This window comes from Methylobacterium isbiliense, assembly GCF_022179325.1.
GTDB lineage: Bacteria > Pseudomonadota > Alphaproteobacteria > Rhizobiales > Beijerinckiaceae > Methylobacterium > Methylobacterium isbiliense.
The window spans coordinates 1-23,811 of the sequence record NZ_BPQQ01000092.1 but is presented as its reverse complement, the minus strand read 5'-3'; the positions used below and the strand labels follow the sequence as shown (position 1 = coordinate 23,811).

The 23,811-nt window shown below is 72.8% G+C and carries 24 protein-coding genes; 13 read left to right on the top strand and 11 right to left on the bottom strand.

Going from position 1 to position 23,811, the window contains the following annotated elements:
- Positions 1 to 200 precede the first annotated feature (200 nt).
- Complete coding sequence (locus MFF61_RS29385) at positions 201 to 761, bottom strand: ankyrin repeat domain-containing protein (protein ID WP_238241232.1); 561 nt, start codon at positions 759 to 761, stop codon at positions 201 to 203.
- Positions 762 to 905: 144 nt separating this feature from the next.
- Between MFF61_RS29385 and MFF61_RS29380 the strand changes: the two genes are divergently transcribed.
- Complete coding sequence (locus MFF61_RS29380) at positions 906 to 2,537, top strand: alpha-D-glucose phosphate-specific phosphoglucomutase (RefSeq protein WP_238241231.1); 1,632 nt, start codon at positions 906 to 908, stop codon at positions 2,535 to 2,537.
- A 247-nt stretch (positions 2,538 to 2,784) separates the two neighbouring features.
- Positions 2,785 to 3,582 (top strand): 2-keto-4-pentenoate hydratase, encoded by a 798-nt coding sequence (locus tag MFF61_RS29375; RefSeq protein WP_238241230.1) that lies wholly within the window; start codon positions 2,785 to 2,787, stop codon positions 3,580 to 3,582.
- 37 nt (positions 3,583 to 3,619) lie between these two features.
- Here the strand turns inward: MFF61_RS29375 and MFF61_RS29370 are convergent, their stop codons facing one another.
- The 4 genes from MFF61_RS29370 to MFF61_RS29355 form a co-directional block, all read right to left on the bottom strand.
- The gene (locus MFF61_RS29370; protein ID WP_238241234.1) at positions 3,620 to 4,042 is read right to left on the bottom strand and encodes an arsenate-mycothiol transferase ArsC; all 423 of its coding nucleotides are present in this window, start codon (positions 4,040 to 4,042) and stop codon (positions 3,620 to 3,622) included.
- Positions 4,043 to 4,140: 98 nt separating this feature from the next.
- The gene (locus tag MFF61_RS29365; RefSeq protein WP_238241229.1) at positions 4,141 to 4,629 is read right to left on the bottom strand and encodes a UPF0262 family protein; all 489 of its coding nucleotides are present in this window, start codon (positions 4,627 to 4,629) and stop codon (positions 4,141 to 4,143) included.
- Positions 4,630 to 4,751: 122 nt separating this feature from the next.
- Complete coding sequence (gene hisD / locus MFF61_RS29360) at positions 4,752 to 6,038, bottom strand: histidinol dehydrogenase (RefSeq protein WP_238241228.1); 1,287 nt, start codon at positions 6,036 to 6,038, stop codon at positions 4,752 to 4,754.
- Positions 6,039 to 6,099: 61 nt separating this feature from the next.
- Positions 6,100 to 6,540: a DUF2948 family protein gene (locus MFF61_RS29355; protein WP_238241227.1), complete on the bottom strand. Its 441-nt coding sequence runs from the start codon at positions 6,538 to 6,540 to the stop codon at positions 6,100 to 6,102.
- Positions 6,541 to 6,745: 205 nt separating this feature from the next.
- On the opposite strand from MFF61_RS29355, the gene MFF61_RS29350 reads away from it, so the two are divergent.
- Positions 6,746 to 7,078, top strand: coding sequence for a hypothetical protein (locus tag MFF61_RS29350; RefSeq protein ID WP_238241233.1), 333 nt, complete (start codon positions 6,746 to 6,748; stop codon positions 7,076 to 7,078).
- Between the two features lie 124 nt (positions 7,079 to 7,202).
- Here the strand turns inward: MFF61_RS29350 and murA are convergent, their stop codons facing one another.
- Positions 7,203 to 8,492 (bottom strand): UDP-N-acetylglucosamine 1-carboxyvinyltransferase, encoded by a 1,290-nt coding sequence (gene murA, locus MFF61_RS29345; protein ID WP_238241226.1) that lies wholly within the window; start codon positions 8,490 to 8,492, stop codon positions 7,203 to 7,205.
- Between the two features lie 128 nt (positions 8,493 to 8,620).
- Positions 8,621 to 8,785, bottom strand: coding sequence for a hypothetical protein (locus MFF61_RS29340; RefSeq protein WP_238241225.1), 165 nt, complete (start codon positions 8,783 to 8,785; stop codon positions 8,621 to 8,623).
- A gap of 195 nt (positions 8,786 to 8,980) precedes the next feature.
- Between MFF61_RS29340 and hemA the strand changes: the two genes are divergently transcribed.
- Complete coding sequence (hemA, locus tag MFF61_RS29335; protein WP_238241224.1) at positions 8,981 to 10,225, top strand: 5-aminolevulinate synthase; 1,245 nt, start codon at positions 8,981 to 8,983, stop codon at positions 10,223 to 10,225.
- Positions 10,226 to 10,233: 8 nt separating this feature from the next.
- On the opposite strand, the gene MFF61_RS29330 is transcribed toward hemA, so the two are convergent.
- Positions 10,234 to 11,085: a LysR family transcriptional regulator gene (locus MFF61_RS29330; RefSeq protein WP_238241223.1), complete on the bottom strand. Its 852-nt coding sequence runs from the start codon at positions 11,083 to 11,085 to the stop codon at positions 10,234 to 10,236.
- 252 nt (positions 11,086 to 11,337) lie between these two features.
- On the opposite strand from MFF61_RS29330, the gene MFF61_RS29325 reads away from it, so the two are divergent.
- The 7 genes from MFF61_RS29325 (at position 11,338) to hisG (ending at position 18,509) form a co-directional block, all read left to right on the top strand.
- Positions 11,338 to 12,351 carry a bile acid:sodium symporter family protein gene (locus MFF61_RS29325; protein ID WP_238241222.1) on the top strand — a complete coding sequence of 338 codons (1,014 nt, stop codon included), beginning with the start codon at positions 11,338 to 11,340 and terminating at the stop codon, positions 12,349 to 12,351.
- Between the two features lie 236 nt (positions 12,352 to 12,587).
- On the top strand, positions 12,588 to 12,881 hold the full coding sequence (locus tag MFF61_RS29320) for a BrnT family toxin (protein WP_238241221.1): 294 nt from the start codon (positions 12,588 to 12,590) through the stop codon (positions 12,879 to 12,881).
- Positions 12,859 to 13,161, top strand: a complete 303-nt coding sequence (locus tag MFF61_RS29315) for a BrnA antitoxin family protein (protein ID WP_238241220.1) — start codon at positions 12,859 to 12,861, stop codon at positions 13,159 to 13,161. Before MFF61_RS29320 ends, MFF61_RS29315 begins: the two co-directional genes overlap by 23 nt.
- 121 nt (positions 13,162 to 13,282) lie before the next feature.
- On the top strand, positions 13,283 to 14,560 hold the full coding sequence (locus tag MFF61_RS29310) for an O-antigen ligase family protein (protein ID WP_238241219.1): 1,278 nt from the start codon (positions 13,283 to 13,285) through the stop codon (positions 14,558 to 14,560).
- A 111-nt stretch (positions 14,561 to 14,671) separates the two neighbouring features.
- Complete coding sequence (gene hisS / locus MFF61_RS29305; protein WP_238241218.1) at positions 14,672 to 16,219, top strand: histidine--tRNA ligase; 1,548 nt, start codon at positions 14,672 to 14,674, stop codon at positions 16,217 to 16,219.
- A gap of 176 nt (positions 16,220 to 16,395) precedes the next feature.
- Positions 16,396 to 17,532 (top strand): ATP phosphoribosyltransferase regulatory subunit, encoded by a 1,137-nt coding sequence (locus tag MFF61_RS29300; protein ID WP_238241217.1) that lies wholly within the window; start codon positions 16,396 to 16,398, stop codon positions 17,530 to 17,532.
- Positions 17,529 to 18,509, top strand: coding sequence for an ATP phosphoribosyltransferase (gene hisG / locus MFF61_RS29295; protein ID WP_238241216.1), 981 nt, complete (start codon positions 17,529 to 17,531; stop codon positions 18,507 to 18,509). Before MFF61_RS29300 ends, hisG begins: the two co-directional genes overlap by 4 nt.
- A 59-nt stretch (positions 18,510 to 18,568) precedes the next feature.
- Here the strand turns inward: hisG and MFF61_RS29290 are convergent, their stop codons facing one another.
- Together MFF61_RS29290 and MFF61_RS29285 are read right to left on the bottom strand one after the other, a co-directional pair.
- On the bottom strand, positions 18,569 to 19,693 hold the full coding sequence (locus MFF61_RS29290) for a thermonuclease family protein (protein WP_238241215.1): 1,125 nt from the start codon (positions 19,691 to 19,693) through the stop codon (positions 18,569 to 18,571).
- Between the two features lie 167 nt (positions 19,694 to 19,860).
- Complete coding sequence (locus MFF61_RS29285; protein ID WP_238241214.1) at positions 19,861 to 20,640, bottom strand: hypothetical protein; 780 nt, start codon at positions 20,638 to 20,640, stop codon at positions 19,861 to 19,863.
- Positions 20,641 to 20,985: 345 nt separating this feature from the next.
- Between MFF61_RS29285 and MFF61_RS29280 the strand changes: the two genes are divergently transcribed.
- Positions 20,986 to 21,900 carry a lipid kinase gene (locus MFF61_RS29280; protein ID WP_238241213.1) on the top strand — a complete coding sequence of 305 codons (915 nt, stop codon included), beginning with the start codon at positions 20,986 to 20,988 and terminating at the stop codon, positions 21,898 to 21,900.
- A gap of 180 nt (positions 21,901 to 22,080) precedes the next feature.
- Entirely contained in the window at positions 22,081 to 22,899 is an 819-nt protein-coding gene (locus tag MFF61_RS29275; protein ID WP_238241212.1) for a TerC family protein, read from the top strand.
- Between the two features lie 19 nt (positions 22,900 to 22,918).
- Here the strand turns inward: MFF61_RS29275 and MFF61_RS29270 are convergent, their stop codons facing one another.
- Entirely contained in the window at positions 22,919 to 23,740 is an 822-nt protein-coding gene (locus MFF61_RS29270) for an acid phosphatase (RefSeq protein ID WP_238241211.1), read from the bottom strand.
- Positions 23,741 to 23,811 lie beyond the last annotated feature (71 nt).

Here is a 23,811-nt window from a genome sequence, read left to right as displayed (position 1 = left end):
CCGCCTCAGCGACAGAGGAGCCGATCCGGGTAACCCACCCGGCCCGAGCCCACGGCCTGTCGGAAAGAAGCGAAGGCGACCGAGCCGCTGAAGTCCGCGGCCGGCGCCGATGGGCAGTCGTATACGGCCGCCCCGCCCACCCGTCAACTCCCAACACGAAACTTTTGCGACAGATCCCACACCGCCCTCCCCTCCCCCGCTCAGGCCGAGGCCGCGCGGGCGAGCTGATCGGGCGTGTCGGGGGCGCTCATGGCGCGGGCGATGGTCTCGGCGGTGTGGCCGGACGCGTCGCGCCGGGTCGGATCGGCTCCGCGCGACAGGAGAAGGTCCACCGCGTCGGTGCGGTTGAACATCGCCGCGGTCATCAGCGCCGTGCGCCCGTCCCGGCCGGCGCCGTCCACCTGCGCGCCGTGGTCGAGGAGAACGACCATCGTGTCGAGCGCGCCCTTGAAGGCCGCGGCGGCGAGCGGCGTCTGCCCGCGGTCGTTGGCGATCTCGGCATCGGCCCCATGGTCGAGGAGCAGGCGCACCGCCTCGGCATGGCCGTGATAGGCCGCGAGCATCACCAGCGTGTCGCCCTTGTCGTTGCGCAGGTTGGCCGGCAGGCCCATGCGGAGCAGCTCGCCGAGTTCGGCCGCGTAGCCGCTGCGGGCGAGCTGGAAGACTCGGCCGGCGAAGGCGATGGTCTCCTCGTCGAGGGCGGGCTTGGGGGTGCTGTCGTCGGTCTGCATCGCGGCGGCTTTCAGGAGTCGCGCCGTCATATCGGGCGCCGGCCGGCTCCCGGCCAGCGGGGCGGGCGCGTCCGTCGGGGATTGGCAGGGGTGCGCAGGCGGCGGCATAAGCGGGCGGGGCCGCCACAGGGGCTGAGGGCTCCGCGCGACCACTCGCCCCCGAGACGCTCGTTCATGACCGTTCGCACCGTCCCGACCACGCCGTTCCCCGACCAGAAGCCCGGCACCTCCGGCCTGCGCAAGAAGGTGCCGGTGTTCCGCCAGCCCGGCTACGTGGAGAATTTCCTCCAGGCGATCTTCGACAGCGTCGAGGGACGGAAGGGCGCAACCCTGGTGGTCGGCGGCGATGGGCGCTTCCTCAACCGCGAGGTGGTGCAGACGACGCTCAGGATCGCGGCGGCGAACGGCTTCTCGCGCATCCTCGTCGGCCGGGGGGGGCTGCTCTCGACCCCGGCCGCCTCCTGCGTGATCCGCAAGCACGGGGCGATCGGCGGCGTCGTCCTCTCGGCGAGCCACAATCCGGGCGGCCCGGAGGGCGATTTCGGCATCAAGTTCAACACCGCCAACGGCGGCCCGGCGCCGGAATCGGTCACGGAGGCGATCTTCGCGCGCACCCAGAGCCTCACGGCCTACCGGATCGTCGAGGCGGACGACCTCGATCTCGACCGGCTCGGCGAGGTGCGGCTCGGCGACGCGACCGTGACGGTGATCGATCCGGTCGCCGATTACGCGGCCCTAATGGAGACGCTGATCGACTTTCCCCGCGTCGCCGCCCTGTTCGCCTCCGGCTTCCGGATGCGCTTCGATGCGATGAGCGCCGTCACCGGCCCCTACGCCCGGGAGATCCTGGAACGGCGCCTCGGCGCGCCGGCCGGCACGGTGGTGAACGCCGAGCCGCTGCCGGATTTCGGCGGCCACCATCCCGATCCGAACCCGGTGCACGCGCACGACCTGATGGCGCTGATGACCGGCCCCGACGCGCCGGATTTCGGTGCCGCCTCGGACGGGGACGGCGACCGCAACATGATCGTGGCCCGCAACCTGTTCGTGACCCCGAGCGACAGCCTCGCGATTCTGGCCGCGCACGCCCACGTGGCCCCGGGCTACGCGGGCGGCCTCGCCGGGGTCGCCCGCTCGATGCCGACGAGCCGCGCGGTCGACCGCGTCGCGAGCAAGCTCGGCATCCCGGCCTACGAAACACCGACCGGCTGGAAGTTCTTCGGCAACCTGCTCGATGCCGGGCGGATCACGCTGTGCGGCGAGGAGAGCGCCGGCACCGGCTCCAACCACGTGCGCGAGAAGGACGGGCTGTGGGCGGTGCTGCTCTGGCTCAACGTGCTCGCGGCGACGGGCCGGCCTGCGGCCGAGATCGTGCGCGAGCACTGGCGCCGGTTCGGCCGGGACGTCTATGCCCGGCATGACTACGAGGAGGTCGACGCGGCCGCCGCCGAGGGCCTGATGGAGGCGCTGCGCGGGAGCCTCGCGGCCCTGCCGGGCCGGTCCTTCGGACCGCTTAACGTCGAGGCCGCGGACGACTTCGCCTACACGGATCCGGTGGACGGCTCGGTCACCCGGCGCCAGGGCGTGCGGATCCTGTTCCGCGAGGACGCCCGCGTGGTGTTCCGGCTCTCCGGCACCGGCACGGTCGGGGCGACCCTGCGCGTCTACCTGGAGCGGTTCGAGCCGGACCCGGCGCGCCACGATGCCCCGGTGGCGGAGGTGCTGGCGCCGGTCGTCGCCGCCGCCGAGGCGATCGCCGGCATCGCCGCCCGCACCGGCCGGCACGAGCCGTCCGTCATCACCTGATGCGGGCGCGGCGGCGTCCGGAGCCGCCCGGCAGGTCTCGAAACGGTGGTCGCCGGTGTCTTGCGACGGAACCCGGCGGCTCGAGACTCTCGGCAGGCTTGCGTTGGCACGCTGATGCAAGTCTGCGTAGGGTGGCGCCCAAGGTCCGCCACGGGACCAGCGGGAGGCGATGCGTGCGTGTCTCAACTCCGTCCGGCGGGAGCCCGGCCCGCTCCGCCGCCGTGCGACGCGATGGCCGGGGGCGGGCATGAGCGGCTTCACGGAGGCGGCTGCGGCCGCCGCGTCGGACCGGCTCTGGCGCCACTGGCAGGAGGGCACGCGCCTCGACGCCCTGCCGCCGGACGAGCGCCCGGCGACGCGGGCGGAGGGCTACGCCATCCAGGCGCGGCTGGAGGCGCGCAGCCGCGCCCCGCTCGTCGGCTGGAAGATCGCCGCCACCAGCGCGGCGGGCCAGGCGCATATCGGGGTCGACGGGCCGCTCGCCGGGCGTCTCCTGGCCGAGCGGGTGCTCGAGCCGGGCGCCGAGATCCCCTACCGCCACAACCTGATGCGGGTGGCCGAGGCCGAGATCGCCTTCCGGATCGGCCGCGACCTGTCCCCGCGCGGGGCGCCCTACGACGAAGCGGGGATGCGCGCGGCGGTCGACGGCCTGCATCCGGCGATCGAGTTTCCGGATTCGCGCTTCGCGGATTTCGCGACGGCGGGCGGACCGCAGCTCATCGCCGACAATGCCTGCACGCACTGGTTCGTGCTCGGGCCGGCGGTGGCGGCGTGGCGGGATCTCGATCTGGCGAACCTCGCGACGGTGGCGCGGGTGGAGGGCCAGCCGGAGCATCATGGCCGCGGCGCGAACGTGCTCGGCGACCCCTGGACCGCGCTCACGTGGCTCGTCAACGAGGTCACGGGCCTCGGACTGACCCTCAGGGCCGGGGAGATCGTGACCACCGGCACCACCACCGTTCCGGTCCCCCTGCGGCCGGATTCCCGCATGAGCGCCGATCTCGGGCCGCTCGGGACCGTGACGGCGCGGATCGGTCCGGCCTGACGGGGGCCGCCGTCCTCCGACTCCGTGGCCACGCCGGCTATTTCAGCCGCCTGCGGATCCGCGCCGCGAGCCCGTCGCGCACGTCCCGGTAGGCGTCGAGCCGCTGCTCGCGCGAGCCCTGCACGGCAGTCGGGTCCGGCGTCGGCCAGTACTCGACCTCCGCTGCCACCGTGCGGGTCAGTTCGAGGGCAGCGTGGTGGGCCTCCGGCGAGAGGCTGACGATCAGGTCGAAGTTCAGCCCCTCCCATTCCTCCAGCTCGTCGAGGGTGCGCGGGCGGTGCTTCTGCGCGTCGATGCCGATCTCGTCGAGGGCCGCCACCATGAACGGGTCGGTGGGCTCGCCCGAGCGCACGCCGGCCGACTGCACGTAGACCGAGCGGCCGAAATAGTGGCGCGCCAGGGCCTCCGCGGCGGCCGAGCGCACGGCGTTGAAGTTGCAGACGAAGAGCACGGACTGGATCCGCCGCCCGGGCCTGCCCGGCGGATCGCCGGGAGCCTTCGGGCCTGGGGCCCCGGTCACGGGCCGCCTCCCCTCGCGCCCGCCCGGTCCATCGGGCCTCAGCCCTTCCAGTGCAGGGCGAAGATCAGGGTGAACAGGCGCCGGGCGGTGTCGTGGTCGACCTCGACCTTGCCGTCCAGGCGCTGCTTGAGGAGTTCGGACGCTTCGTTGTGGACGCCGCGCCGGCCCATGTCGATCGCCTCGATCTGGCTCGGCGAGGCGGTGCGGATCGCCTTGAAGTAGCTGTCGCAGATCATCTCGTAGTCGCGGATCACGCTGCGGAACGGGGTCAGCGACAGGAGATGGGTCATCACCGGCTCGCCGCCTGCCGTGGAGATCGCGAAGGCGAGCTTGTTCTCCACGAGGCCGAGCTTGAGCGCGTAGGGACCGCCGTCGTGGTTGGCCACCGCGAAGTGGTTGGATTCCAGGATGTCGTAGATCGCGATGGCGCGCTCGTGCTCCTGGTCCGGGTTGCCGCGCCCGATCGAATCCTCGTCGAGCGAGACCGCGGCGAGCCTCCTGCGCGGGTCCGGAGCGTCGCTCGACATGGCTGGGGTCCCCCGGGTTCGCGTGTGGGGCGGCCTCACGGCGGCGCGCCGGCGCCTACCTGAGGCAAGTCCGCCCGGCGGCGCAAGCCTGACTCCTGTCGAAGCGCGGCCGGAACGGCGGCTCAGTTGAGGCGGATCGCCACCGAGCGGGCATGGCCGTCGAGCCCTTCGGCGCGGCCGAGCGTCACCGCGGCCGGGCCGAGGGCGCGCAACGCCTCGGGGGTGCAGGAGAGCAGCGTGGTGCGCTTCATGAAGTCCAGCACCCCGAGCCCCGAGGAGAAGCGGGCCGAGCGGGCGGTGGGCAGGACGTGGTTGGGGCCGCCGACATAGTCGCCGATCGCCTCGGGCGTGTGCGCCCCGAGGAAGATCGCCCCGGCATTGCGCACCCGCGCGGCCAGGGCCTCGGCCTCCTGCGCCTCGATCTCCAGGTGCTCCGGCGCGAGCCGGTCGACGAGCGGGATTGCGTCGGCGAGGCGCGCCACGCGCACGATCGCCCCGTAATCGCGCCAGCTCGCCCGGGCGATCCCGGCCCGCGGCAGGGTCGCGAGCTGGCCCTCGACGGCCCGCGCCACCGCGTCGGCGAGGGCGTCGTCGTCGGTAATCAGGATCGCCTGCGCGGCTGGGTCGTGCTCGGCCTGGGCGAGGAGGTCGGCCGCGACCCATTCGGGATTGGCGCTCGCATCGGCCAGGATCAGCACCTCGGAGGGGCCGGCGATCATGTCGATGCCGACCTGCCCGAAGACCCGGCGCTTGGCCGCCGCCACGTAGGCGTTGCCCGGACCGACGATCTTGGCGACGGGCGCGACGGTGGCGGTGCCGTAGGCGAGCGCCGCCACCGCCTGCGCGCCGCCGATGCGGAAGACCTCGTCCACGCCGGCGAGGCGGGCGGCGGCGAGCACCAGCGGATTCGTGACGCCGTCCGGCGTCGGCACCACCATGGCGACGCGCGGCACGCCCGCGACCCGGGCGGGCACCGCGTTCATCAGCACCGAGGAGGGATAGCTCGCCGTGCCGCCGGGCACGTAGAGACCGACCGATTCGAGCGCCGTCCAGCGCCAGCCGAGGGTGACCCCGAGCGCATCGGTCTCGCGGTGGTCGGCCGGCACCTGCGCCCGGTGGAAGGTCTCGATCCGCGCCCGCGCGAGGTCGAGGGCGTCGAGCGCCTCGCGCGGGCAGGCCGCCACCGCGGCGTCGATCTCCCGCTCGCTCACCCGCAGGGTCTCGGGTCCGACCTCCAGCCGGTCGAAGCGGCTTGTGTACTCCACCAGGGCCTCGTCCCCGCGCGCCGCCACGTCGGCGATGATCGCCCGCACGGTCTCGTCCACGTCCTCCGCCACCTCGCGCTTGACCGCGAGCAGCCGCGCGAAGTGGTCGCCGAAGGCGGGATCGCGGGAATCGAGGCGCTGCATCGCGGTGTCCGTCGCAAAGGGGCCGGGCTCGGGGCCTGAGGCCGGGCCGATGGCAGAGAAATCAGGCCGCGTCGAGGGGCACGGCGTGGACCGGGCGGCTCTCCGCCTCCCAGACCGGGCCGAGATCCTTCATGCCCGCCTCGATGCATTCGAGGTCGAGCCGGATCGCCGCACCGCCCGCGAAGACCAGCGTGGCGGTGCCGGACGGCGACTCGCCCGGCTCGAAGGTGATCGCCAGGAGTTCGAGGACGGCATCGGGCTCGTCGCGCGGCACGCCGCGGGCGCGCACGCCCAGCACGCGGTCGAAGTGCAGACCGGTCAGGCGCCGCCGGGGCGGCGTGCCCTCCGGGGCGGTCCAGTCGAAGCGGCGCGCCACCAGGGCGAAGCGTCGCTCCCGGGGCAGGTAGGCCAGGTCTCCGGCCCGCAGGATCGCGTCCTGCAGATGGGCCGAGACAACCGCGAGGTCGTCGGCGTCGAGAGCAGCGAGCTTCAGAAGCTCCATCTCCGCGTCCTTCACTGTCGGCGTCCTTCAAGCTTTGCGAAACGGGCGCGGTCCCGGGGGGATCGCTACTCCGGGTAGGTAGCGATGGCCCCCGGCCCGGACAACCGGCGCGGCGCGTGCGGCTCACCGAACGTTCATCTGCGGCAGGCTAGAGCGTGGGGCGATGGTTCGGAAGCACACCCGGCAGGAGATGGATGTGAGACGCGTGGTTCTGGCGGCGCTGGCCGCCCTGACGCTCGGCCTCGACGCGGGCGCGGCCTTCGCGCAGCCCTATTACGGCGGCGACGATTTCGACCGCCCGCGCCGCCGCCAGGAGTACCGCTACGAGAACCGGTACGACGACGAGCGCCCGCGCTCGCGCTACGAGGACCGGGGCTACCGGCGCGAGCGCGGCTACGGGGAGGGCTACGGCCGGGGCCTGGGCCGCATCTGCGTGACCGCCCGCGGCAACTGCCCGACGCGGCCCGCACCGGTCAACGCCTCCTGCGGCTGCGAGATCCCGGGCTTCGGCTTCAAGCGCGGGGCGATCGGGTACTGACGGTGCGCCGGATCGCGATGCGAGTCTCGCGAGCGCGGGAATCCCTCTCCCGAGCGGCAGAGGGATTCCCCGGGCCTGATCGTGAACCGGCAGAGAGCCGTGCGGCGCCGGCCGATCGCCGGCGCTACGCCCGCTCGCGGCGGATCGCGGCGCCGCAGCGGCCGAGCTTGGCCTCCAGGGCTTCGAAGCCGCGGTCGAGGTGATAGACCCGGTTGATGACGGTCTCGCCCTCGGCCGCGAGGCCCGCGATCACCAGGGAGACCGAGGCGCGCAGGTCGGTGGCCATCACGGGCGCGCCCTTGAGCCGGTCGACCCCCTCCACCACCGCGACATCCCCTTCGAGCCGGATGCGGGCGCCGAGCCGCGCCAGCTCCTGCACGTGCATGAAGCGGTTCTCGAAGATGGTCTCGCGGATGCGCGACTGGCCTTGGGCCTTCGTCATCAGCGCCATGAACTGCGCCTGCAGGTCGGTCGGAAAGCCCGGGAACGGGTCGGTGGTGACGTCCACCGCCGCAACGCCCGCGCCGTTGCGGCGCACCCGGATGCCGTCCGGCAGGGCCGTCACCTCGGTCCCCGTGGTGGCCAGCACGTCGAGCGCGCTGTGCAGGAGGTCGGCGCGGGTGTCGCGCAGGACGACGTCGCCCCCGGTCATCGCCACCGCCATCGCGTAGGTGCCGGTCTCGATCCGGTCGGGCAGCACCTCGTGCCGGGCGCCGCCGAGCCGCGAGACGCCCTCGACCACGATCCGCGGCGTGCCCGCGCCCTCGATGCGCGCCCCCATCCTGGCGAGGCAGGCGGCGAGGTCGACCACCTCCGGCTCGCGGGCGGCGTTCTCGATCACCGTGGTGCCGTGGGCGAGCGAGGCGGCCATCAGGGCGACGTGGGTCCCGCCCACCGTCACCTTCGGGAAGCTGATCTCGCCGCCGCGCAGGCCGTTGCGGGTGCGCGCCACCACGTAGCCGCCGTCGATCTCGATGGTGGCGCCGAGCCGCTCCAGCGCCATCAGCAGCAGGTCCACCGGCCGGGTGCCGATGGCGCAGCCCCCCGGCATCGACACCTTGGCCTCGCCGAACCGCGCCACCAGCGGGGCGATCACCCAGAAGCTCGCCCGCATGGTCGAGACGAGGTCGTACGGGGCCGTGGTGTCGATGACGTTGCTGGCGGTGAGCCGGATGGTCTGGCCGGTCTCGGTCGTCTGGCCGGGGCGCTTGCCGACCACCATGTGGTCGACGCCGTGATTGCCCAGGATGCGCAGCAGCGAGGCGATGTCGGCGAGCCGCGGCACGTTGGCGAGTTCCACCGTCTCGCCCGTGAGCAGGCTCGCGATCATCAGCGGCAGGGCCGCGTTCTTGGCCCCCGAGATCGGGATCTCGCCGTGGAGCGGCGCGCCGCCGGTGATGTGGATGCGGTCCATGTGATCCCCCGAACTCGATTCCTGCGACGGCCCGGCCGCGGCTGTCCTGCTGGCAGAGATGTGGCGTGGCGACCGTGCGGCTTGGCACGCGATGATGGCAACCGCAGGGCTGGCGGCCACGCTTGCCCTCAACGCCGCTCGCCCTCCGGCGGATCCGGCGGCGGCTCCGGTTCGGGCGCCTCGCCCGCCCCCGCCGCGGCGCGGCCCCGCACCTGCGCCTTGCGGCGCCGGAGATTGTCCCGCAGCGCCGCCTTCAGCCGGTCCGCGCGCGGGTCGTTCCTGCTCTCGCTCATCGCTCGCGACCCATCGTCGCCATGACTTATTTCCGGCTTCCGCCCGACGGCCGGAGGCGGCAGATACGGGCCATTCCGCCTTTAACCTGATCCAGTTACAAAGCCAGCCGGATTGAGCGAGATCAAGGCGCGGGCCGGGCGCAACCGGCACCGGTCGCGACCGGCACCAGCCCGGCGAGCCAGCGAAGGATCGTGATGCCCGAGACCGACTACGACGCCCTCTTCCGCTCCGCCCTCGACCGGCTGCACGGGGAGCGGCGCTACCGCGTCTTCGCCGACATCGAGCGCGTGGCGGGCCGCTTTCCGGCCGCCCGCTGGCGCCGGCCGGATGGCGAGACGCGCGACATCACGGTCTGGTGCTCGAACGACTATCTCGGCATGGGCCAGCACCCGGAGGTGGTGGCGGCGCTGACCGAGACGGCGCAGCGCTGCGGCGTCGGCGCGGGCGGCACCCGCAACATCGCGGGCAACACCTCGCCGCTCGTCGACCTGGAGCACGAGCTCGCCGACCTGCACGGCAAGGAGGCGGCCCTCGTCTTCACCTCGGGCTACGTCTCGAACCAGACCGGCATCGCCACGATCGCCAAGCTGATCCCGGACTGCCTGATCCTGTCCGACGCCTTCAACCACAACTCGATGATCGAGGGCGTGCGCCAGTCGGGCTGCGACAAGAAGGTGTTTCGCCACAACGACCTCGCGCATCTCGAAGAGCTGCTGCGCGAGGCCCGCGACCGGCCCAAGCTGATCGTGTTCGAGAGCGTCTACTCGATGGACGGCGACGTGGCGCCGATCGGGGCGATCTGCGACCTCGCCGACCGCTACGGCGCCATGACGTATCTCGACGAGGTGCACGCGGTCGGCCTCTACGGGCCGCGGGGGGCCGGCATCGCCGAGCGCGACGGGGTGATGCACCGGGTCGACGTGATCGAGGGCACGCTCGCCAAGGGCTTCGGGGTGGTGGGCGGCTACATCACCGGGACGGCCGCCCTGTGCGACGCCGTGCGCAGCCACGCCCCGGGCTTCATCTTCACCACCGCGCTGCCGCCCGCCATCGCGGCGGCCGCGACCGCCTCCATCCGCTACCTGAAGCGCTCGGCGGCCGAGCGCGAGGCGCATCAGCGCCAAGCCGCCCGCACCAAGGTCGTGCTGGCGGAAGCCGGCCTGCCGGTGCTGGAGACCGACACCCACATCGTGCCGGTGATGGTGGGCGACGCGGAGCTGTGCAAGGCGGCCGCCGACCGGCTGCTGGAGCGCCACGGCATCTACATCCAGCCGATCAACTACCCCACCGTCCCGCGCGGCACCGAGCGCCTGCGCATCACGCCCTCGCCCTTCCACGGCGAGGCCCACATCGCCCGCTTGGCGGACGCCCTGGTGGAGGTCTGGGACGCCCTCGACCTGCCGCGGGCCGGCACCGTGTTCGTCGAGGCGGCGGAGTAGACCGCCGCTCAGTCCCAGATGCCGGCGTGCAGGATCTCGTGCGCCAGCGTGCGGCCGGGCTCCCGGTTGAGGCCGGGACCGGCGAGGATGAACTCGACGTCGGAAAGCCGCGGCAGGTCGGCGTCGTGGAGTTCCGTCAGTCCCTCGGGGATCAGGCTGCGGGCCTGCACCATCAGCCCGAGGCCGGCCAAGGCCGCGGCGCGCAGGCCGCTCAGGCTGGCGCAGGTGCAGGTGATCCGCCACGCCCGGCTCTCTCGCGCGAAGGCGTCGAGCACGAGGCTGCGGGTGACGCTCGGCGCCGGGAAGGTGATGAAGGGCACCGGCTCGTCGCGTCCCGGCGCGAGGCCGGGCAGCCCGACCCAGACCAGCCGGTCGCGCCGCACCAGCAGCCCCTGCGTCTCGCCGACGAGGCGCTTTCCCAGGAAGAGGTCGAGCTCGCCCCGCTCCGCCTGCCCCGTGAGGAGGCTCGTGAGCGACACCGTGAGTTCGAGGTCCACCGAGGGATAGCTCGCCCGGAAGTCGCGCAGCACCTCCGCCAGCCGGGTCTGCACGAAATCCTCCGAGGCGCCGAAGCGCAGCTTGCCCCGCACCGCCCCGCCGCCGAGCGTCCGCTCCAGCCGCTCATGGGCGTCGAGGACCGTGCGGGCGAAGCCCAGCACCGCCTCCCCTTCCGGCGTCGGCTCCACCGAGTGGGTGTCGCGGGCGATCAGGCGCCGGCCGAGCTGCGCTTCGAGGCGCTGCACGTGCTGGCTCACCGTGGATTGCCGCAGGCCGAGCTGCTGCGCCGCGCGGCTGAAGCTGCGGCTGCGCGCCACCGCGGCGAGCGTGCGCAGCAGCGTCGGGTCGATCAGACGGGTCATACCAACGGTCATTATCAATGACCGTTGGTTCCGCTCTCGAATTGTCGTCAAGCCCTTGGCTTGATGTCGACAATTCGAGATGGCTCAACGGCCCGATGCGTCGGCATCCTGGCCCGTTGATATCATGCCTGCGTAGTTCCAGATAGCCGCCGATCCGGTTATCACGGATCGTGATGACTGAAATCCCGGCGCGCCGCGTACCCCTCGCCCGAGCGCCGAAGTAGACCCGGGCCTGACCTGCCCGAGGCTGCCATGCCCGTCCGCTTCCGCCCCGATCCGTTCACCCTGATGCTGCTCGGCGGCCTCGTACTGGGTACCATGCTGCCGGCGAGCGGCCCGGCGGCCACGCTCATGAGCGGCGTGGCGACCGCCGCGATGGCCCTGCTGTTCTTCCTGCACGGGGCCCGCATGGACCGGCGCACGGTCGTGGCCGGCCTCGTGCACTGGCGCCTGCATCTGGCCGCGCTCGGCGCGACCTTCGTGCTCTTCCCGCTGCTCGGCCTCGCGGCCGGGCTGCTCGCCCCCGGCCTGCTCACGCCGGCGCTCGCGGGCGGCGTCCTGTTCCTCAGCGTGCTGCCGTCCACGATCCAGGCCTCGATCGCCTTTACGGCGATCGCGGGCGGCAATGTGCCGGCGGCGGTCTGCGCCGCCTCGGCCTCGAACATCCTCGGCATGGCGATCTCGCCGCTCCTCGTCGCAGCGCTGTTTCATGCGCAAGGGGGCGGCTTCGACTGGGGCGGGATCGGCAAGATCCTGCTGCAGCTCCTCGGGCCCTTCCTGCTGGGGCAGGCGCTGCAGCCGCGTCTCGGGCCGTGGCTCGGCCGGCGCAAGGCCCTCACGGGCGTCGTGGACCGCGGCTCGATCCTCCTCGTCGTCTATCTCGCCTTCAGCCAAGCCGCAGTGGGCGGGCTGTGGGCGCGCACACCCCCCTCCGCCCTGCTGGCCATGCTGGCGGTGGATGCGGTGCTTCTCGCCGGCATGCTGGCGCTGACCACCTGGGGCAGCCGCCTCCTCGGCTTCCCGCGCCAGGACGAGATCACCATCGTGTTCTGCGGCTCGAAGAAGAGCCTCGCGGCGGGCGTGCCGATCGCCAACGTGATGTTCGCCGGCCAGGACATCGGCAGCCTGCTCCTGCCGGTGATGCTGTTCCACCAGCTCCAGCTTCTCGTCTGCGCCGCCCTCGCCCGCCGCCATGCCCGACGCCCGGACGCCGCGGCGATCGCGCCGGCGGCTCCGGCCGGGGCGCGGATTCTCGCCCCGCGTTGAGGAACGATTCACCGCTCGGGGCGATGCTGAGGGCGAGCCAGGTTGCGTATCGGCTCCATTCCCCGAATGACCGGCCCCGCCGCGCCCCCCGCGCGGCGGGGTTGTTGAGGTTTTACCCGCATGACGCGGGAATCCATGGCTCGAGCTTCGACGAGGGCATGCGATCGGCTCGTTGTCGCCGATATCGGCCGCCGGCATCGACTTGCCCACATGTACATAAATATCTACATGCAGGCATGGGCGAGAACGAGCGGACGACCTGGGACGATGCCAAGAACGAGCGGAACATCAGAGAGCGAGAGATCGATTTTTCAGATCTCGACGAAGCCTTCGATGGTCGTTTCGCCCTCATATCTGAGGACAGGAGACGGGATTATGGCGAACAACGCTTCAACATGCTGGTTGAAATCCGCAACCTGATCTTCAGCATCACATTCACGCCGCGGCCACCCAAGCACAGGATCATTTCGGCCCGCCTTGCGAGCCGGAAGGAAAGGAGAGCTTACCATGCCAAGCAGCAAGTCGGCTAAGGCTCCGCCCGGCCGCACGAACTGGGCTGCTCTCCGGGCCACGCCCGAGGAGGAGATCGAGCGGATCGCCGCCGAGGACGAGGACAATCCGGCCACGGACGAGCATCATTGGGCCAACGCCACCGTCGTCCTGCCGAGCGGCAAGACCTCGATCCACGCCAGCTTCGACCGGGATGTCGTGGACTTTTTCAAGCGCGGCGGACGGGGCTATCAGACACGCATGAACGCCGTCCTGCGCCGGTACATGGAGGCGCAGCAAGCCAAGAAGGCTGAACCGTAGCAGGACCGGCCGGAACGTTCCGACTGCACCCGGGGATTTGAGGCTTCCCTAACCATCTTGCTTCAGCGGGCACACACCGCTCTGCCGCCACTCTCCGGCCGGACCCGACCGGAGCCGTCCGATGACCAGTGCCGTCCTGCCCCGCCGCGGCCTCGGCGCGATCCCGCTGATGCGGGCGCTGCATGGGCTCGGCCTGTGCCTGTTCGGCGGCTTCGTGTTCTTCGCCTGCTTCGCCTTCTCGAACGCCTCGCCCTACGACGTGGTGGCGATTCCCGCGATCCTGATCTGGCTCGTGCTCGGCGTGCGGCTCTACCGGGGCGCCCTTCCGTTCCTGCTGCTGCTGCTGATCTATGCCGGTGCCACCGTCGTGGCGCTGCTGCCCTATCTCGGCGAGGAGATCCCCACGCTGTGGACGGTGCAGCTCGTCTACCTCGCGGTCACCGGCATCTTCTTCGCGATGTTCTTCTCCGACGACACCGAGCGGCGGATGGAGCTGGCCCTCAAGGTCTACACGGCGAGCACGCTGTTCTCGGGCGTCCTGGGCATCGGCGGCTATCTCGGGCTCATCGGCGGCGAGGAGCTGTTCATCCGCTTCGGGCGGGCCTCCGGCACCTTCCAGGATCCGAACGTGTTCGGCTCGTTCCTGATCCTCGGCGCCCTCTACCTGATGCACAACCTGCTCACCCTGCGGGCGCGCCGGCCGGTCCTGTCGGCGCTCGGCCTCGTGGTGCTGGTGGCGGGCATCTTCCTGTCCTTCTCGCGCGGCTCCTGGGGCAGCTTCGTGCTGGCCGCCGCGCTGATGACCGGCACGCTCTTCGCCACCAGCCGCTCGCCGGCCCTGCGGCGGCGCATCGCCGCGATGACGGCGGTCACCGCGCTGCTCGGCACGCTGGCGCTGGGCGCCCTGCTGTCGCTCGGCACCGTGGCGGAGACCTTCGAGAAGCGCGCCGCGGTGACCCAGGATTACGACGAGGGCGAGACCGGCCGCTTCGGTGCCCAGATGCGCGGCATGGCCATGCTGATCGAGGAGCCGATGGGGTTCGGGCCCCTGCGCTGGCGCCTGATCTTCACGCTCGATCCGCACAATTCCTATCTCGGCGCCTTCGCCAATGGCGGCTGGGTGGCGGGGGTGGCGTTCCTGCTCCTCGTGATCACCACGACCTGGATCGGCCTGCGGCTGATGATCGTGGAATGGCCCTGCCGCCGCCTCGCGCAGATCGCGGTGCCGGCGCTGCTGATGTACTTCCTGCAGGCGGTGCAGATCGACGTGGAGAAGTGGCGCCACGTCTACATGCTGCTCGGCATGGCCTGGGGCATGGAGGCGGCGCGGCTGATCTGGCTCGACCGGCGGGCCGGCGCGCCCGGGGGTGCGGTTTCCAGCGCGCGCCAAATGGTCTAGAGCCCGACCGGCTCGCCGCGGGCCGCCCGGCCCGCCCGCGTCCCGGACCTCCCTCGTCGTCGCGACCGGTCCGGGCAGGCCGCCCGACGACGCCCGGATCCGCGAACGACCATGTCCAAGCCCGCGTCCAAGACCGCGCAAGATGCCGCGAAGGCCCAGACCCTCAAGCCCCGCCTGCCGCGCGGGCTCGTCGACCGCGGCCCGGCCGAGATCGCGGCCACGCAGGCGATGCTGCAGACGATCCGCGAGAGCTTCGAACTCTACGGCTTCGAGGCGGTGGAGACGCCGTTCATCGAGTACACCGAGGCGCTCGGCAAGTTCCTGCCCGACCTCGACCGGCCGAACGAGGGCGTGTTCTCCTTCCAGGACGACGACGAGGCGTGGCTGTCGCTGCGCTACGACCTCACGGCGCCGCTCGCCCGCTACGTCGCCGAGCATTTCGACGCCCTGCCCAAGCCCTACCGCAGCTACCGGGCCGGCTACGTCTTCCGCAACGAGAAGCCGGGTCCGGGCCGCTTCCGCCAGTTCATGCAGTTCGACGCCGACATCGTCGGCGCGCCGAGCGTCGCGGCCGATGCCGAGATCTGCATGATGGCCGCCGACACCCTGGAGCGCGTCGGCATTGCGCGGGGCGACTATGTGGTGAAGGTCAACAACCGCAAGGTGCTCGACGGCGTCATGGAGGCGATCGGGCTCGGCGGCGAGGACCAGGCCGGGCGCCGCCTCACGGTGCTGCGCGCCATCGACAAGCTCGACCGGCTCGGCGTCGAGGGCGTGCGCCTGCTCCTCGGCCCCGGCCGCAAGGACGAGAGCGGCGACTTCACCAGGGGAGCGGGGCTGCCCGACGCGGCGATCGACCGGATCATCCGCTACGTCTCGTTCCAGGCCGCGCCCACCGGGGGCGGCGACCGGCTCGCCTTCTGGGAAAACTTCTTCGGCGGGTGGGCGGACGTGGTCGGCACCTCCGAGACCGGCCGGCAGGGCATCGCCGAACTCCACGCCATCCTGCGGCTGTGCGAGGCGGCGGGCTACGGCCACGACCGCGTGCGGGCCGACCCGTCGGTGGTGCGCGGCCTCGAATACTACACCGGCCCCGTCTACGAGGCCGAGCTGACCTTCCCGGTGGTGGGCGAGGACGGCCAGACCGTGCGCTTCGGCTCGGTGGCGGGCGGGGGCCGCTACGACGGGCTCGTCGGCCGCTTCCGGTCCGAGCCCGTGCCGGCGACCGGCTTCTCGATCGGCGTCTCGCGGCTGTTCTCGGCCCTGCAGATCGTCCGGAGCCCCATCGTCGCGCGCGCCGCCGGACCCGGCCCAGTCGTGGTGCTGGTTCTCGACCGCGAGGAGATTGCCGCCTATCAGGCCCTGGTGGCGGCCCTGCGCGGCGCCGGCATCCGGGCCGAGATGTATCTCGGGGCCGCGGGCCTGAAGGCGCAGATGAAGTACGCCGACCGCCGCGGCGCCCCGGTGGCGATCATCCAGGGCAGCGACGAGCGCGCCCGCGGCGAGGTCCAGATCAAGGACCTGATCGAGGGCGCCAGGGCCGCCGAGGCGATCGCCAGCAACGCGGAGTGGAAGGCCGCCCGGCCCGCCCAGTTCTCGGTGCCGGCGGCCGAGATGGTGGCGCGGGTGCAGGAGGTTCTGGGGCGGCACTTCCCCTGACCGGAGCACGGGGGCGCGCCCCCGCGATCCGGTCAGGGAGAGCGCTGAGGGGCGGCTCCCGGACGGACGGCGCCGGGCGACCGGTGGAAACCACGCAGGCGCCGGAGAAGAGCATCGCCAAGCCCCGGCGCGGTTGCTAGAGACCCCCCGGCGTGAGAGCACACGGATCGGTCACCATGACAGGCACTGGAGCCGCGCAGAGTCGGACCGCCGACCCCACCCGGCTGCTCGCCCTGTTCGAGGGGCGGGGCTACGCGCGCGTCGAGCCGCCGGTGCTGCAGCCGGTCGAACCCTTCCTCGAACTCTCGGGCGAGGACATCCGGCGGCGCATCTTCATCACGCAGGATGCGGGCGGGGCCGAACTCTGCCTGAGGCCCGAATACACCATCCCGGTCGGACGCCACCATCGCGTCGCCGCGGGGTCGCGGCCGGCCGATTACTGCTATCTCGGCCCGGTCTTCCGCCTGCGCGCGGGAGAGCCCGGCGAGTTCCATCAGGCGGGCATCGAGTCGATCGGCCGCGCGGACGTGCCGGCGGCCGATGCCGAGATCCTGGGCCTCGCCGTCGAGGGGCTGGAGCGGCTCGGCGCCCACGGGCTTCAGGTGCGGCTCGGCGACATGGGCCTCATCACCGCGCTTCTCGACGCGCTCGGCGTGCCGCCCGCCGCCAAGCGGCGCTGCCTGCGCGCCATCGCGGCCGGACGCTCCCTCGACGACCTCGTGGCCCCCGCTCCCGTGGGCGAGGCCCATGCGGGCCTCCTCAGCGCGATCCAGGGCCAGGACCCGCAGGGCGTGCGCGCCTTCGTGGAGGACGTGCTCGCCATCGCGGGGATCAGCCGGGTCGGCGGGCGCAGCGCGGGCGAGATCGCGGAACGCTTCCTCGCCAAGGCCGCGGCCCATGCGGGCGGCGGCACGGGCTTGAGCGCGCAGGCGCGCGAGGTGATCGAGGCCTATCTCGCCGTGACGGGCGATCCCGACGGCGCGGCGGCGGCGGTGCGCGACCTCGTGCGCGCCGCCGGGCTCGACGCCCCGGCCCTGCGCGACGCGCTGGCCCTGTTCGAGGAGCGCAACGGCTTCATCGCGGCGGGCGGCCTGCCGCTCGACCGCTTCACCTTCACGGGGCGCTTCGCCCGCAACCTCGACTACTATACCGGCTTCATCTTCGAGGTGGCGCAGGCGGACGGCGCAAAGCCGCTGGTGGGCGGCGGGCGCTACGACGGCCTGCTGCAGCATCTCGGCAGCCCGGAGCCCCTGCCGGCCGTGGGCTGCGCCTTCTGGCTCGACCGCCTGAGCGCCGGGGAGACCGCCCGATGAATCCCGACGCGCCCCTTGTCCTCGCCGTGCCCTCGAAGGGCCGCCTGCAAGAGAACGCCGCCGCCTTCTTCGGCCGCGCCGGCCTGACGCTCGCCCAGACGAGCGGCGCCCGCGACTATCGCGGCCGCCTGAAGGGCGTGGCGGACGTGGAGGTGCGCTACCTCTCGGCGTCCGAGATCGCCGGCCAGCTCGCGAGCGGCGCGGCGCATCTCGGCGTCACGGGCGAGGACCTGATCCGCGAGACGCTCCCCGATTCGGGCGCGGGCGTCGAACTCCTCACGCCCCTCGGCTTCGGGCAGGCCACGGTGGTGGTGGCGGTGCCCCAGGCCTGGATCGACGTGCGCACCATGAGCGACCTCGACGAGGTCGCCACCGACATGCGGCTGCGCCACGGGCGCCGCCTGCGCATCGCCACCAAGTACGTCAACCTCACCCGGCGCTTCTTCGCGGGCCACGGGGTCGCCGATTACCGCATCGTCGAGAGCCTGGGCGCCACCGAGGGCGCGCCCGCCGCCGGCAGCGCCGAGATCGTCGTCGACATCACCACCACGGGCGCGACGCTGGCCGCCAACGCCCTCAAGGTGCTCGACGACGGCATCATCCTGCGCTCGGAGGCGAACCTCGTCGCCTCGCTGGCCGCCCCCTGGGGCGCAACGGCCCGGGCCGCCGTGGAGGCGGTGCTCGGCCGCATCAGCGCGGAGGAGCGGGCCCGCACGAGCCGCGAGGTGCGCGCCGGGATGCCCGCCGGGGGGATCGACCTCGCGGAGATCGCCGCCGCGCATCAGGCGGATCTCCCCTATGGCGTGCCGGAGGGCGCGGGAGAGATCGTGCTGCGCTGCCCCACCGACGCGGTGTTCGACCTCGCCGACACCCTCGCCCGGGCCGGCGCTAAGGGCGTGAGCGTGCGGCGCATCGACTACGCCTTCGCGGCCGGCAACCCTCTGATCGAGCGGCTGAGCGCCCGGCTGCGCGGGTAGGAATCGGGCCGCCGGAGCGCTCACCGGCTCGGCCGCGCAACCATGCCGGGGCTCCCCGGCTACTTGCGCCAGATCCCGAGCTTCTCGGTGCGCGCGTGGCGCTCCGCCTCGATGAGATCGGCCGTGGCATCGGCCGTGGCGCGACCGCCGCCGTTGTAGAGCACCACCTCGGAGAGGTCGTGCCCGTCGACCGTGCAGCTGTAGCCGCTGCCCTTGATGGCGGGCTGGCAGGCGACCGGGCGCCCCGCGAGGTAGTTGGTGAGGTCGGCGCCCTGCGCCCCCTTGGTCCATTCCACGCCGAAGAGCCGCACGGTCCGACCGCCGAGCTTCAGGGTCGCGGTGTCGATCACCTCGGCGACGCCCGCGAGCGAGGTGGGGGAGGTCTGAGGGGCGGCCGGGGCGGGCACCAGGGTGCCCGTCTCGCCGACCTCGCTGCGGGGCGGCGCGGGCGCGCCGGATTTCGCCTCCTCGCCGGGCCGGCCGCCCTTGGGCTCGATCACCGTCACGGCCCGGTCCGTCGCCGACGGATCGCTGCCCGACAGGACCCAGTACCCGCCGACGAGGACCAGCAACCCGGCGAGCGCGGCGTAGACCGGGCGGCGGCGTCCGCTCTGTCGGACCGGGCGGGCGACGGCGGGCTTCAATCCCTCGGGCGCGGAGGCCGCGGGCGCGGCGGCCGGCGCGGCTGGTGCGGCCGGTGCCTGTCGCCTGGGCCGGGATCGGCGCCCCAGACGGGCGATGATCGCGACCGCCGCGTCCCGCCACGCGGGGCGAAGGCCGGGCTGCACCTGGGCGGCCGCCGTCCCGGCCGGGCCGAGCGTCATCCAGTCCCGGTCGGGGGCCGGGGATTCGGGCGCAGCCGCCGCGGGAACCGGGGCGACGGGGGCGGGCGCAGCCGGTGCGGGTTCCGGAGCTGCGGCGGGCTCGGGCGGCAGGAAGAGCCGGGGATGCTGGCGGCGCAACTCCTCAATCAGGTCGGCGAGCGTGAACGGGACGGTGGCCCCGTCCTGCTGGCGCGTCCGGGGCGCGCCGTCGCGGCCGACCACTTGGTAGCCGGGCGGCGCGTCAATCGGCCGAACGGCGGACGCGGCCAGCAGTTCGAGGGTGCGCCGCGCCACCTCGACCGGCCGCTGCCGGTCGATCTCGGCCCGGATGGTGGCCTGCACCGTCTCACGTGAGCTCATGTCCGCTCGTCTGTCCGTCTTCTCGTCGCGGTCCCCGACCGGAGCCTATCCCAGATGACGCGCGGATGCAGCGCCTCGCCGCTCGCCGGGCGGAATAGCCTGGGGCCATCCCCCTCGACGCATGCGCGAATGAGGCCGGGAGGATCCGCGCAGGCCGCCCGCGCGGCTCAATCGTGGCTGGCCATCCGGTCGCGGCTCAGCACCCGGCTCGACTCCGACACGATCACCGGCCGCCCGCCGGCGAAGCTCAGTGCCATACGGACCGCCACGGTTCCCTCCGAGCGCACGCCGCGGCCGGGATTGGCGGCGACAAAATCGACCGTGCTCTCGACCTGGCAGGTGGCGATGCCGGCATTGCAGGCGGTGCGGATCGAATCGGGCCGCGCCCGGTAGCGCCGCTCGGGCCAGCGCGCCAGGAACCGCCGCTTCTCGGCGAGGAGGGCGGAGAGGCTCATGGCGCGTCCGTGGAACACCACCCGGTCGCCGTAGAAGCGCGGCGTGGCGCCGAGCACGACGCCGTTCGGCTCTGAGAAGGTGGCGAAATAGGCGCGCGTGAGGTCCTGGGACGCCACCGCCCAATCCTCCATCCGGCCGTCCGGCTCAGCCACGGGCTCGGGGGCGCGGCGCGGCGGCCGAGCGCTGAGGCGTTCGGCACGGCGGGCGGCCCGACGCTCCTCGGCCAACGCCGCCCGGCGCTCTTCGATCCGGCGCTCCTCGGCCTGTGCGGCCCGGCGGGCGGCCGCCCGGGCGGCCGCGTCGGCCGCGATCCTGTCGGCGTTCCGCGTCGTGCGCGCGGAGACCGGGGCGCGCTCGGCGCCGCGGCGGTCGGGCTTCGGCTCGGCCGAGAAGGACGGCGCGGGCTCGCGGGGCTTGGCGGCCGGCTCACCCGCCGTCTTGGCGGGCGGATCGACCCAGCTCGGCTGCGCCGCAGCGGATCCGGCGGCCATGAGCGCGCCGGAGACGAGGCAGATCAGGGCGGCCAACGGTCGGGGGCAAGCAGGCATGGCGGCACCGGAGCGGGAGAGGCTCTGTGAGAACGTTCATGGCTACCGTGACGGTTCCACCCGGTCGATGGGCGCGAAGCGAGGCCGCAGGACTTGTCAACGCCGGGACCGACCCCACCTCTGGGTCAACCCGGGTCCGGGCCCCTCTCGCAGCCGAGGCGTCGGCCGTGATGTCGGACTCCTTCTCTGCCGTTGTGCTGACGCGGCACGATCGCACTGGAGGGCTGCCCATGTCCAGCACGTCGATCACGCGACCGTCATCCCCGCCCGGCCGCTCCGGAGGTGCCGATGGCCGGCGATGACCGCCCGCGACGGGGCCTCCTCGTCGTCAATCCGCGCGCCCGCAGCGGCGGCCTCGACCTCGACGAGATCAGGGCCGTGCTGCGCCGCGGGGGCATCGAGCCGATCGACCCGCCCTCGCCGGACCGGGACTGCAAGGACCTGATCCGCGAGGCGCAGGAGACCTGCGACCTCGTCATCCTGGGCGGCGGCGACGGCACGCTGAACGCGGCCGCGCAGGCCCTGGCCGAGGGCAGCCTGCCGCTCGGGATCCTGCCGCTCGGCACTGCCAACGACCTCGCCCGCAGCCTCGGCCTGCCCAGCGATCCGGTCGCGGCCGCGGAGGTGATCACCCGGGTGCCGGCGCGCGCCATCGACCTCGGCTGCGTCAACGGCCATTACTTCTTCAACGTCGCCAGCGTCGGCTTCTCGGCGGACCTCGCCGGGGAGCTGACCTCGGATCTGAAGAAGCGCTTCGGCACCATCGGCTACGCGGTGGCCGCCGTGCGGCTGCTGCGCCGCTCGCGACCCTTCACGGTCTACATCGAGCACGACGGCACCGTGGAGACGGTGCGCACCATCCAGGTCTCGGTCGGCAACGGGCGCCATTACGGCGGCGGGATGACCGTGCAGGAGGACGCGTCCGTGGACGACGGGCTGCTGCACTTCTACAGCCTGGAGGTCGCCCATTGGTGGCGTCTGCTCGCGCTGCTGCCGGCCCTACGGCGCGGCACGCAGGGGCGGGCCGCGGACGTGCGCGCGTTCGAGACCACCGAGGTCGTGCTGCGCACCCGCAAGCCGCGTCCGGTCAACACTGACGGCGAACTCACCACCTACACGCCGGCCCATATCCGGGTCGTGCCGAAGGCGGTCCGGGTCCACGCGCCGCCGCACGGGGCGCAGGGACCGGGCGGAACCGCCTGATCTCAGGCGGCATTGGAGGGTGACCCCAGGGTCACCCGCCGGACGTGGCGAGATCGGGGATCGGTCCTCGATGACGCTGACGTTCGTCGGCGGCCGGAGGCCACGGCCGCGCAGGCCATCGGCGCGACACCCAGGGCAAGACATTCCGGGCAAGACACTCAGCGACGGAGCGAGGGGAGCGTGGACAGCATCATGCAGTTGGCCGCCGATCCGGCGGCGTGGGCGGCCCTGGCGACGCTGGTCGTCATGGAGGTCGTGCTGGGGATCGACAACCTGATCTTCATCTCGATCCTGACGAACAAGCTGCCGGAATCCCAGCAATCCTCGGCCCGCCGCATCGGCATCGGGCTCGCGCTGATCCTGCGCCTCGCGCTGCTCGGCACGGTCGCCTACATCGTCCACCTCACCCAGCCGGTCGTCGAGCTGTTCGGCCACGCCTTCTCCTGGCGCGACATCATCCTGATCGCGGGCGGCCTTTTCCTGCTCTGGAAGGCCACCAAGGAGATCCACCACAACGTCGATCCGGATCCGGACGAGGAAGGGGACGCGAAGCCGGCGACCATCGGCTACAGCGCGGCGATCGTTCAGATCCTGCTCCTCGACCTCGTCTTCTCCATCGACAGCATCATCACGGCGGTGGGGATGACCGACCATGTGGAGATCATGGTGGTGGCGGTGCTGGTCGCCGTGGCCGTGATGCTGCTCGCCGCCGACCCGCTCTCGCGCTTCATCGCCGCCAACCCGACCGTGGTGATGCTGGCTTTGGGCTTCCTGATCATGATCGGCATGACCCTGATCGCGGAAGGCTTCGGGGCGCACGTGCCGAAGGGCTACGTCTACACCGCGATGGCCTTCTCGGCCGGGATCGAGGTGCTGAACATCCTCGGGCGCCGGGCCCGCAAGGCCAAGAGTGTAGCCAAGAGTGCGGCCAAGAGTGCAGCCAAGAGGGCCGACGGGACGGCGGCCGGGCGCGGGACGGCGGGCTCGCCCGTCGCCTGACCGGGCTACGGGCAGGGCGTCAGGGCAGCGGGTTCTTCGCCGCCTCGGCCTCGGCGGCGCAGGTCGCCGGGTCGGGCGCCACCGCCGGCTCCGCCAGCGCCCGGGCGAGATCCGCCCGGGCCCGTTCGAGATCGGCGCGGAAGGTCTCGTTGCCGAGGAGCCCTGCGAAAAGGGCCGCGCCGTTGGTGCGGCCGGCCTCGACGTCGCTGCGCCAGTGGACGCCGCAGACCATGCGGCTCTCGCCGTAGAGGCGCCCGCGCTGGAGGAGCGCGGTGGCCTGCGCGGGGGCGGCCGCCGCCAGGATCAGCGCGAAGGTCCAGCCCTCGGTGGCGTGGCCGGACGGGTAGGACCAGCTTGCCGCGAGCCGCTCGCTGCGCGGGACGCAGATCGGCAGATCGTTGCCGAGGTGCGGGCGCGGCCGCGCGTACAGGCTCTTGGGCGCGTCCACGGCCGCGATGACGTCGAGGCGGGTGCGCTCGAGCAGGGCCATCACGGCGGGCACGCGCGCGGGCGACAGCCGCGTGCCGAGCGCGCAGGAGAAGGACGTGAGGAGATGCGCCGCCCCGCCCCGCACATCCGCCGTGGCGAGCGCCCAGCGGTCCGTGTCCTTGAGGGCGCGGGTGCCCGCGAAGGTGAGCCGGTCGACCGCCTCGGCATCCGTGCCGGTCTTGGGCGGCGGGGGCAGGATCGCCCGGGTGTCGAGCGTCCCGGCCGCCAGATAGGGGACGCGGGCGGGTGCCTGCGGCACGACGGGATCGGCCGAGACCGGCGGCGCGGCCTCCCGGGCGGGCGACGCGGCGGCGAGGAGCAGGGAAGCGAAAGCGGGCAGGATGCGGCGCATGGCAGTCCGGGTCTGAGAAGGCGAGCGAGCCGGGGGCAGGACGTGTCGCATCGTCCGGTGCGACCCGGCGC

Excerpts from the sequence above, each read along its gene's own strand:
- MFF61_RS29330 (WP_238241223.1), bottom strand. The coding sequence starts at position 11,085 with ATGACCCGTCTGATCGACCCGACGCTGCTGCGCACGCTCGCCGCGGTG.
- MFF61_RS29355 (WP_238241227.1), bottom strand. The coding sequence starts at position 6,540 with ATGGAGCTTCTGAAGCTCGCTGCTCTCGACGCCGACGACCTCGCGGTT.
- hisS (WP_238241218.1), top strand. The coding sequence starts at position 14,672 with ATGTCCAAGCCCGCGTCCAAGACCGCGCAAGATGCCGCGAAGGCCCAG.
- MFF61_RS29285 (WP_238241214.1), bottom strand. The coding sequence starts at position 20,640 with ATGGCCGCCGGATCCGCTGCGGCGCAGCCGAGCTGGGTCGATCCGCCC.
- MFF61_RS29290 (WP_238241215.1), bottom strand. The coding sequence starts at position 19,693 with ATGAGCTCACGTGAGACGGTGCAGGCCACCATCCGGGCCGAGATCGAC.
- murA (WP_238241226.1), bottom strand. The coding sequence starts at position 8,492 with ATGGACCGCATCCACATCACCGGCGGCGCGCCGCTCCACGGCGAGATC.
- MFF61_RS29325 (WP_238241222.1), top strand. The coding sequence starts at position 11,338 with ATGCCCGTCCGCTTCCGCCCCGATCCGTTCACCCTGATGCTGCTCGGC.
- hemA (WP_238241224.1), top strand. The coding sequence starts at position 8,981 with ATGCCCGAGACCGACTACGACGCCCTCTTCCGCTCCGCCCTCGACCGG.
- MFF61_RS29320 (WP_238241221.1), top strand. The coding sequence starts at position 12,588 with ATGGGCGAGAACGAGCGGACGACCTGGGACGATGCCAAGAACGAGCGG.
- MFF61_RS29375 (WP_238241230.1), top strand. The coding sequence starts at position 2,785 with ATGAGCGGCTTCACGGAGGCGGCTGCGGCCGCCGCGTCGGACCGGCTC.
- MFF61_RS29385 (WP_238241232.1), bottom strand. The coding sequence starts at position 761 with ATGACGGCGCGACTCCTGAAAGCCGCCGCGATGCAGACCGACGACAGC.
- MFF61_RS29300 (WP_238241217.1), top strand. The coding sequence starts at position 16,396 with ATGACAGGCACTGGAGCCGCGCAGAGTCGGACCGCCGACCCCACCCGG.
- hisG (WP_238241216.1), top strand. The coding sequence starts at position 17,529 with ATGAATCCCGACGCGCCCCTTGTCCTCGCCGTGCCCTCGAAGGGCCGC.
- MFF61_RS29340 (WP_238241225.1), bottom strand. The coding sequence starts at position 8,785 with ATGAGCGAGAGCAGGAACGACCCGCGCGCGGACCGGCTGAAGGCGGCG.
- MFF61_RS29380 (WP_238241231.1), top strand. The coding sequence starts at position 906 with ATGACCGTTCGCACCGTCCCGACCACGCCGTTCCCCGACCAGAAGCCC.
- MFF61_RS29310 (WP_238241219.1), top strand. The coding sequence starts at position 13,283 with ATGACCAGTGCCGTCCTGCCCCGCCGCGGCCTCGGCGCGATCCCGCTG.
- hisD (WP_238241228.1), bottom strand. The coding sequence starts at position 6,038 with ATGCAGCGCCTCGATTCCCGCGATCCCGCCTTCGGCGACCACTTCGCG.
- MFF61_RS29270 (WP_238241211.1), bottom strand. The coding sequence starts at position 23,740 with ATGCGCCGCATCCTGCCCGCTTTCGCTTCCCTGCTCCTCGCCGCCGCG.
- MFF61_RS29315 (WP_238241220.1), top strand. The coding sequence starts at position 12,859 with ATGCCAAGCAGCAAGTCGGCTAAGGCTCCGCCCGGCCGCACGAACTGG.
- MFF61_RS29365 (WP_238241229.1), bottom strand. The coding sequence starts at position 4,629 with ATGTCGAGCGACGCTCCGGACCCGCGCAGGAGGCTCGCCGCGGTCTCG.
- MFF61_RS29280 (WP_238241213.1), top strand. The coding sequence starts at position 20,986 with ATGGCCGGCGATGACCGCCCGCGACGGGGCCTCCTCGTCGTCAATCCG.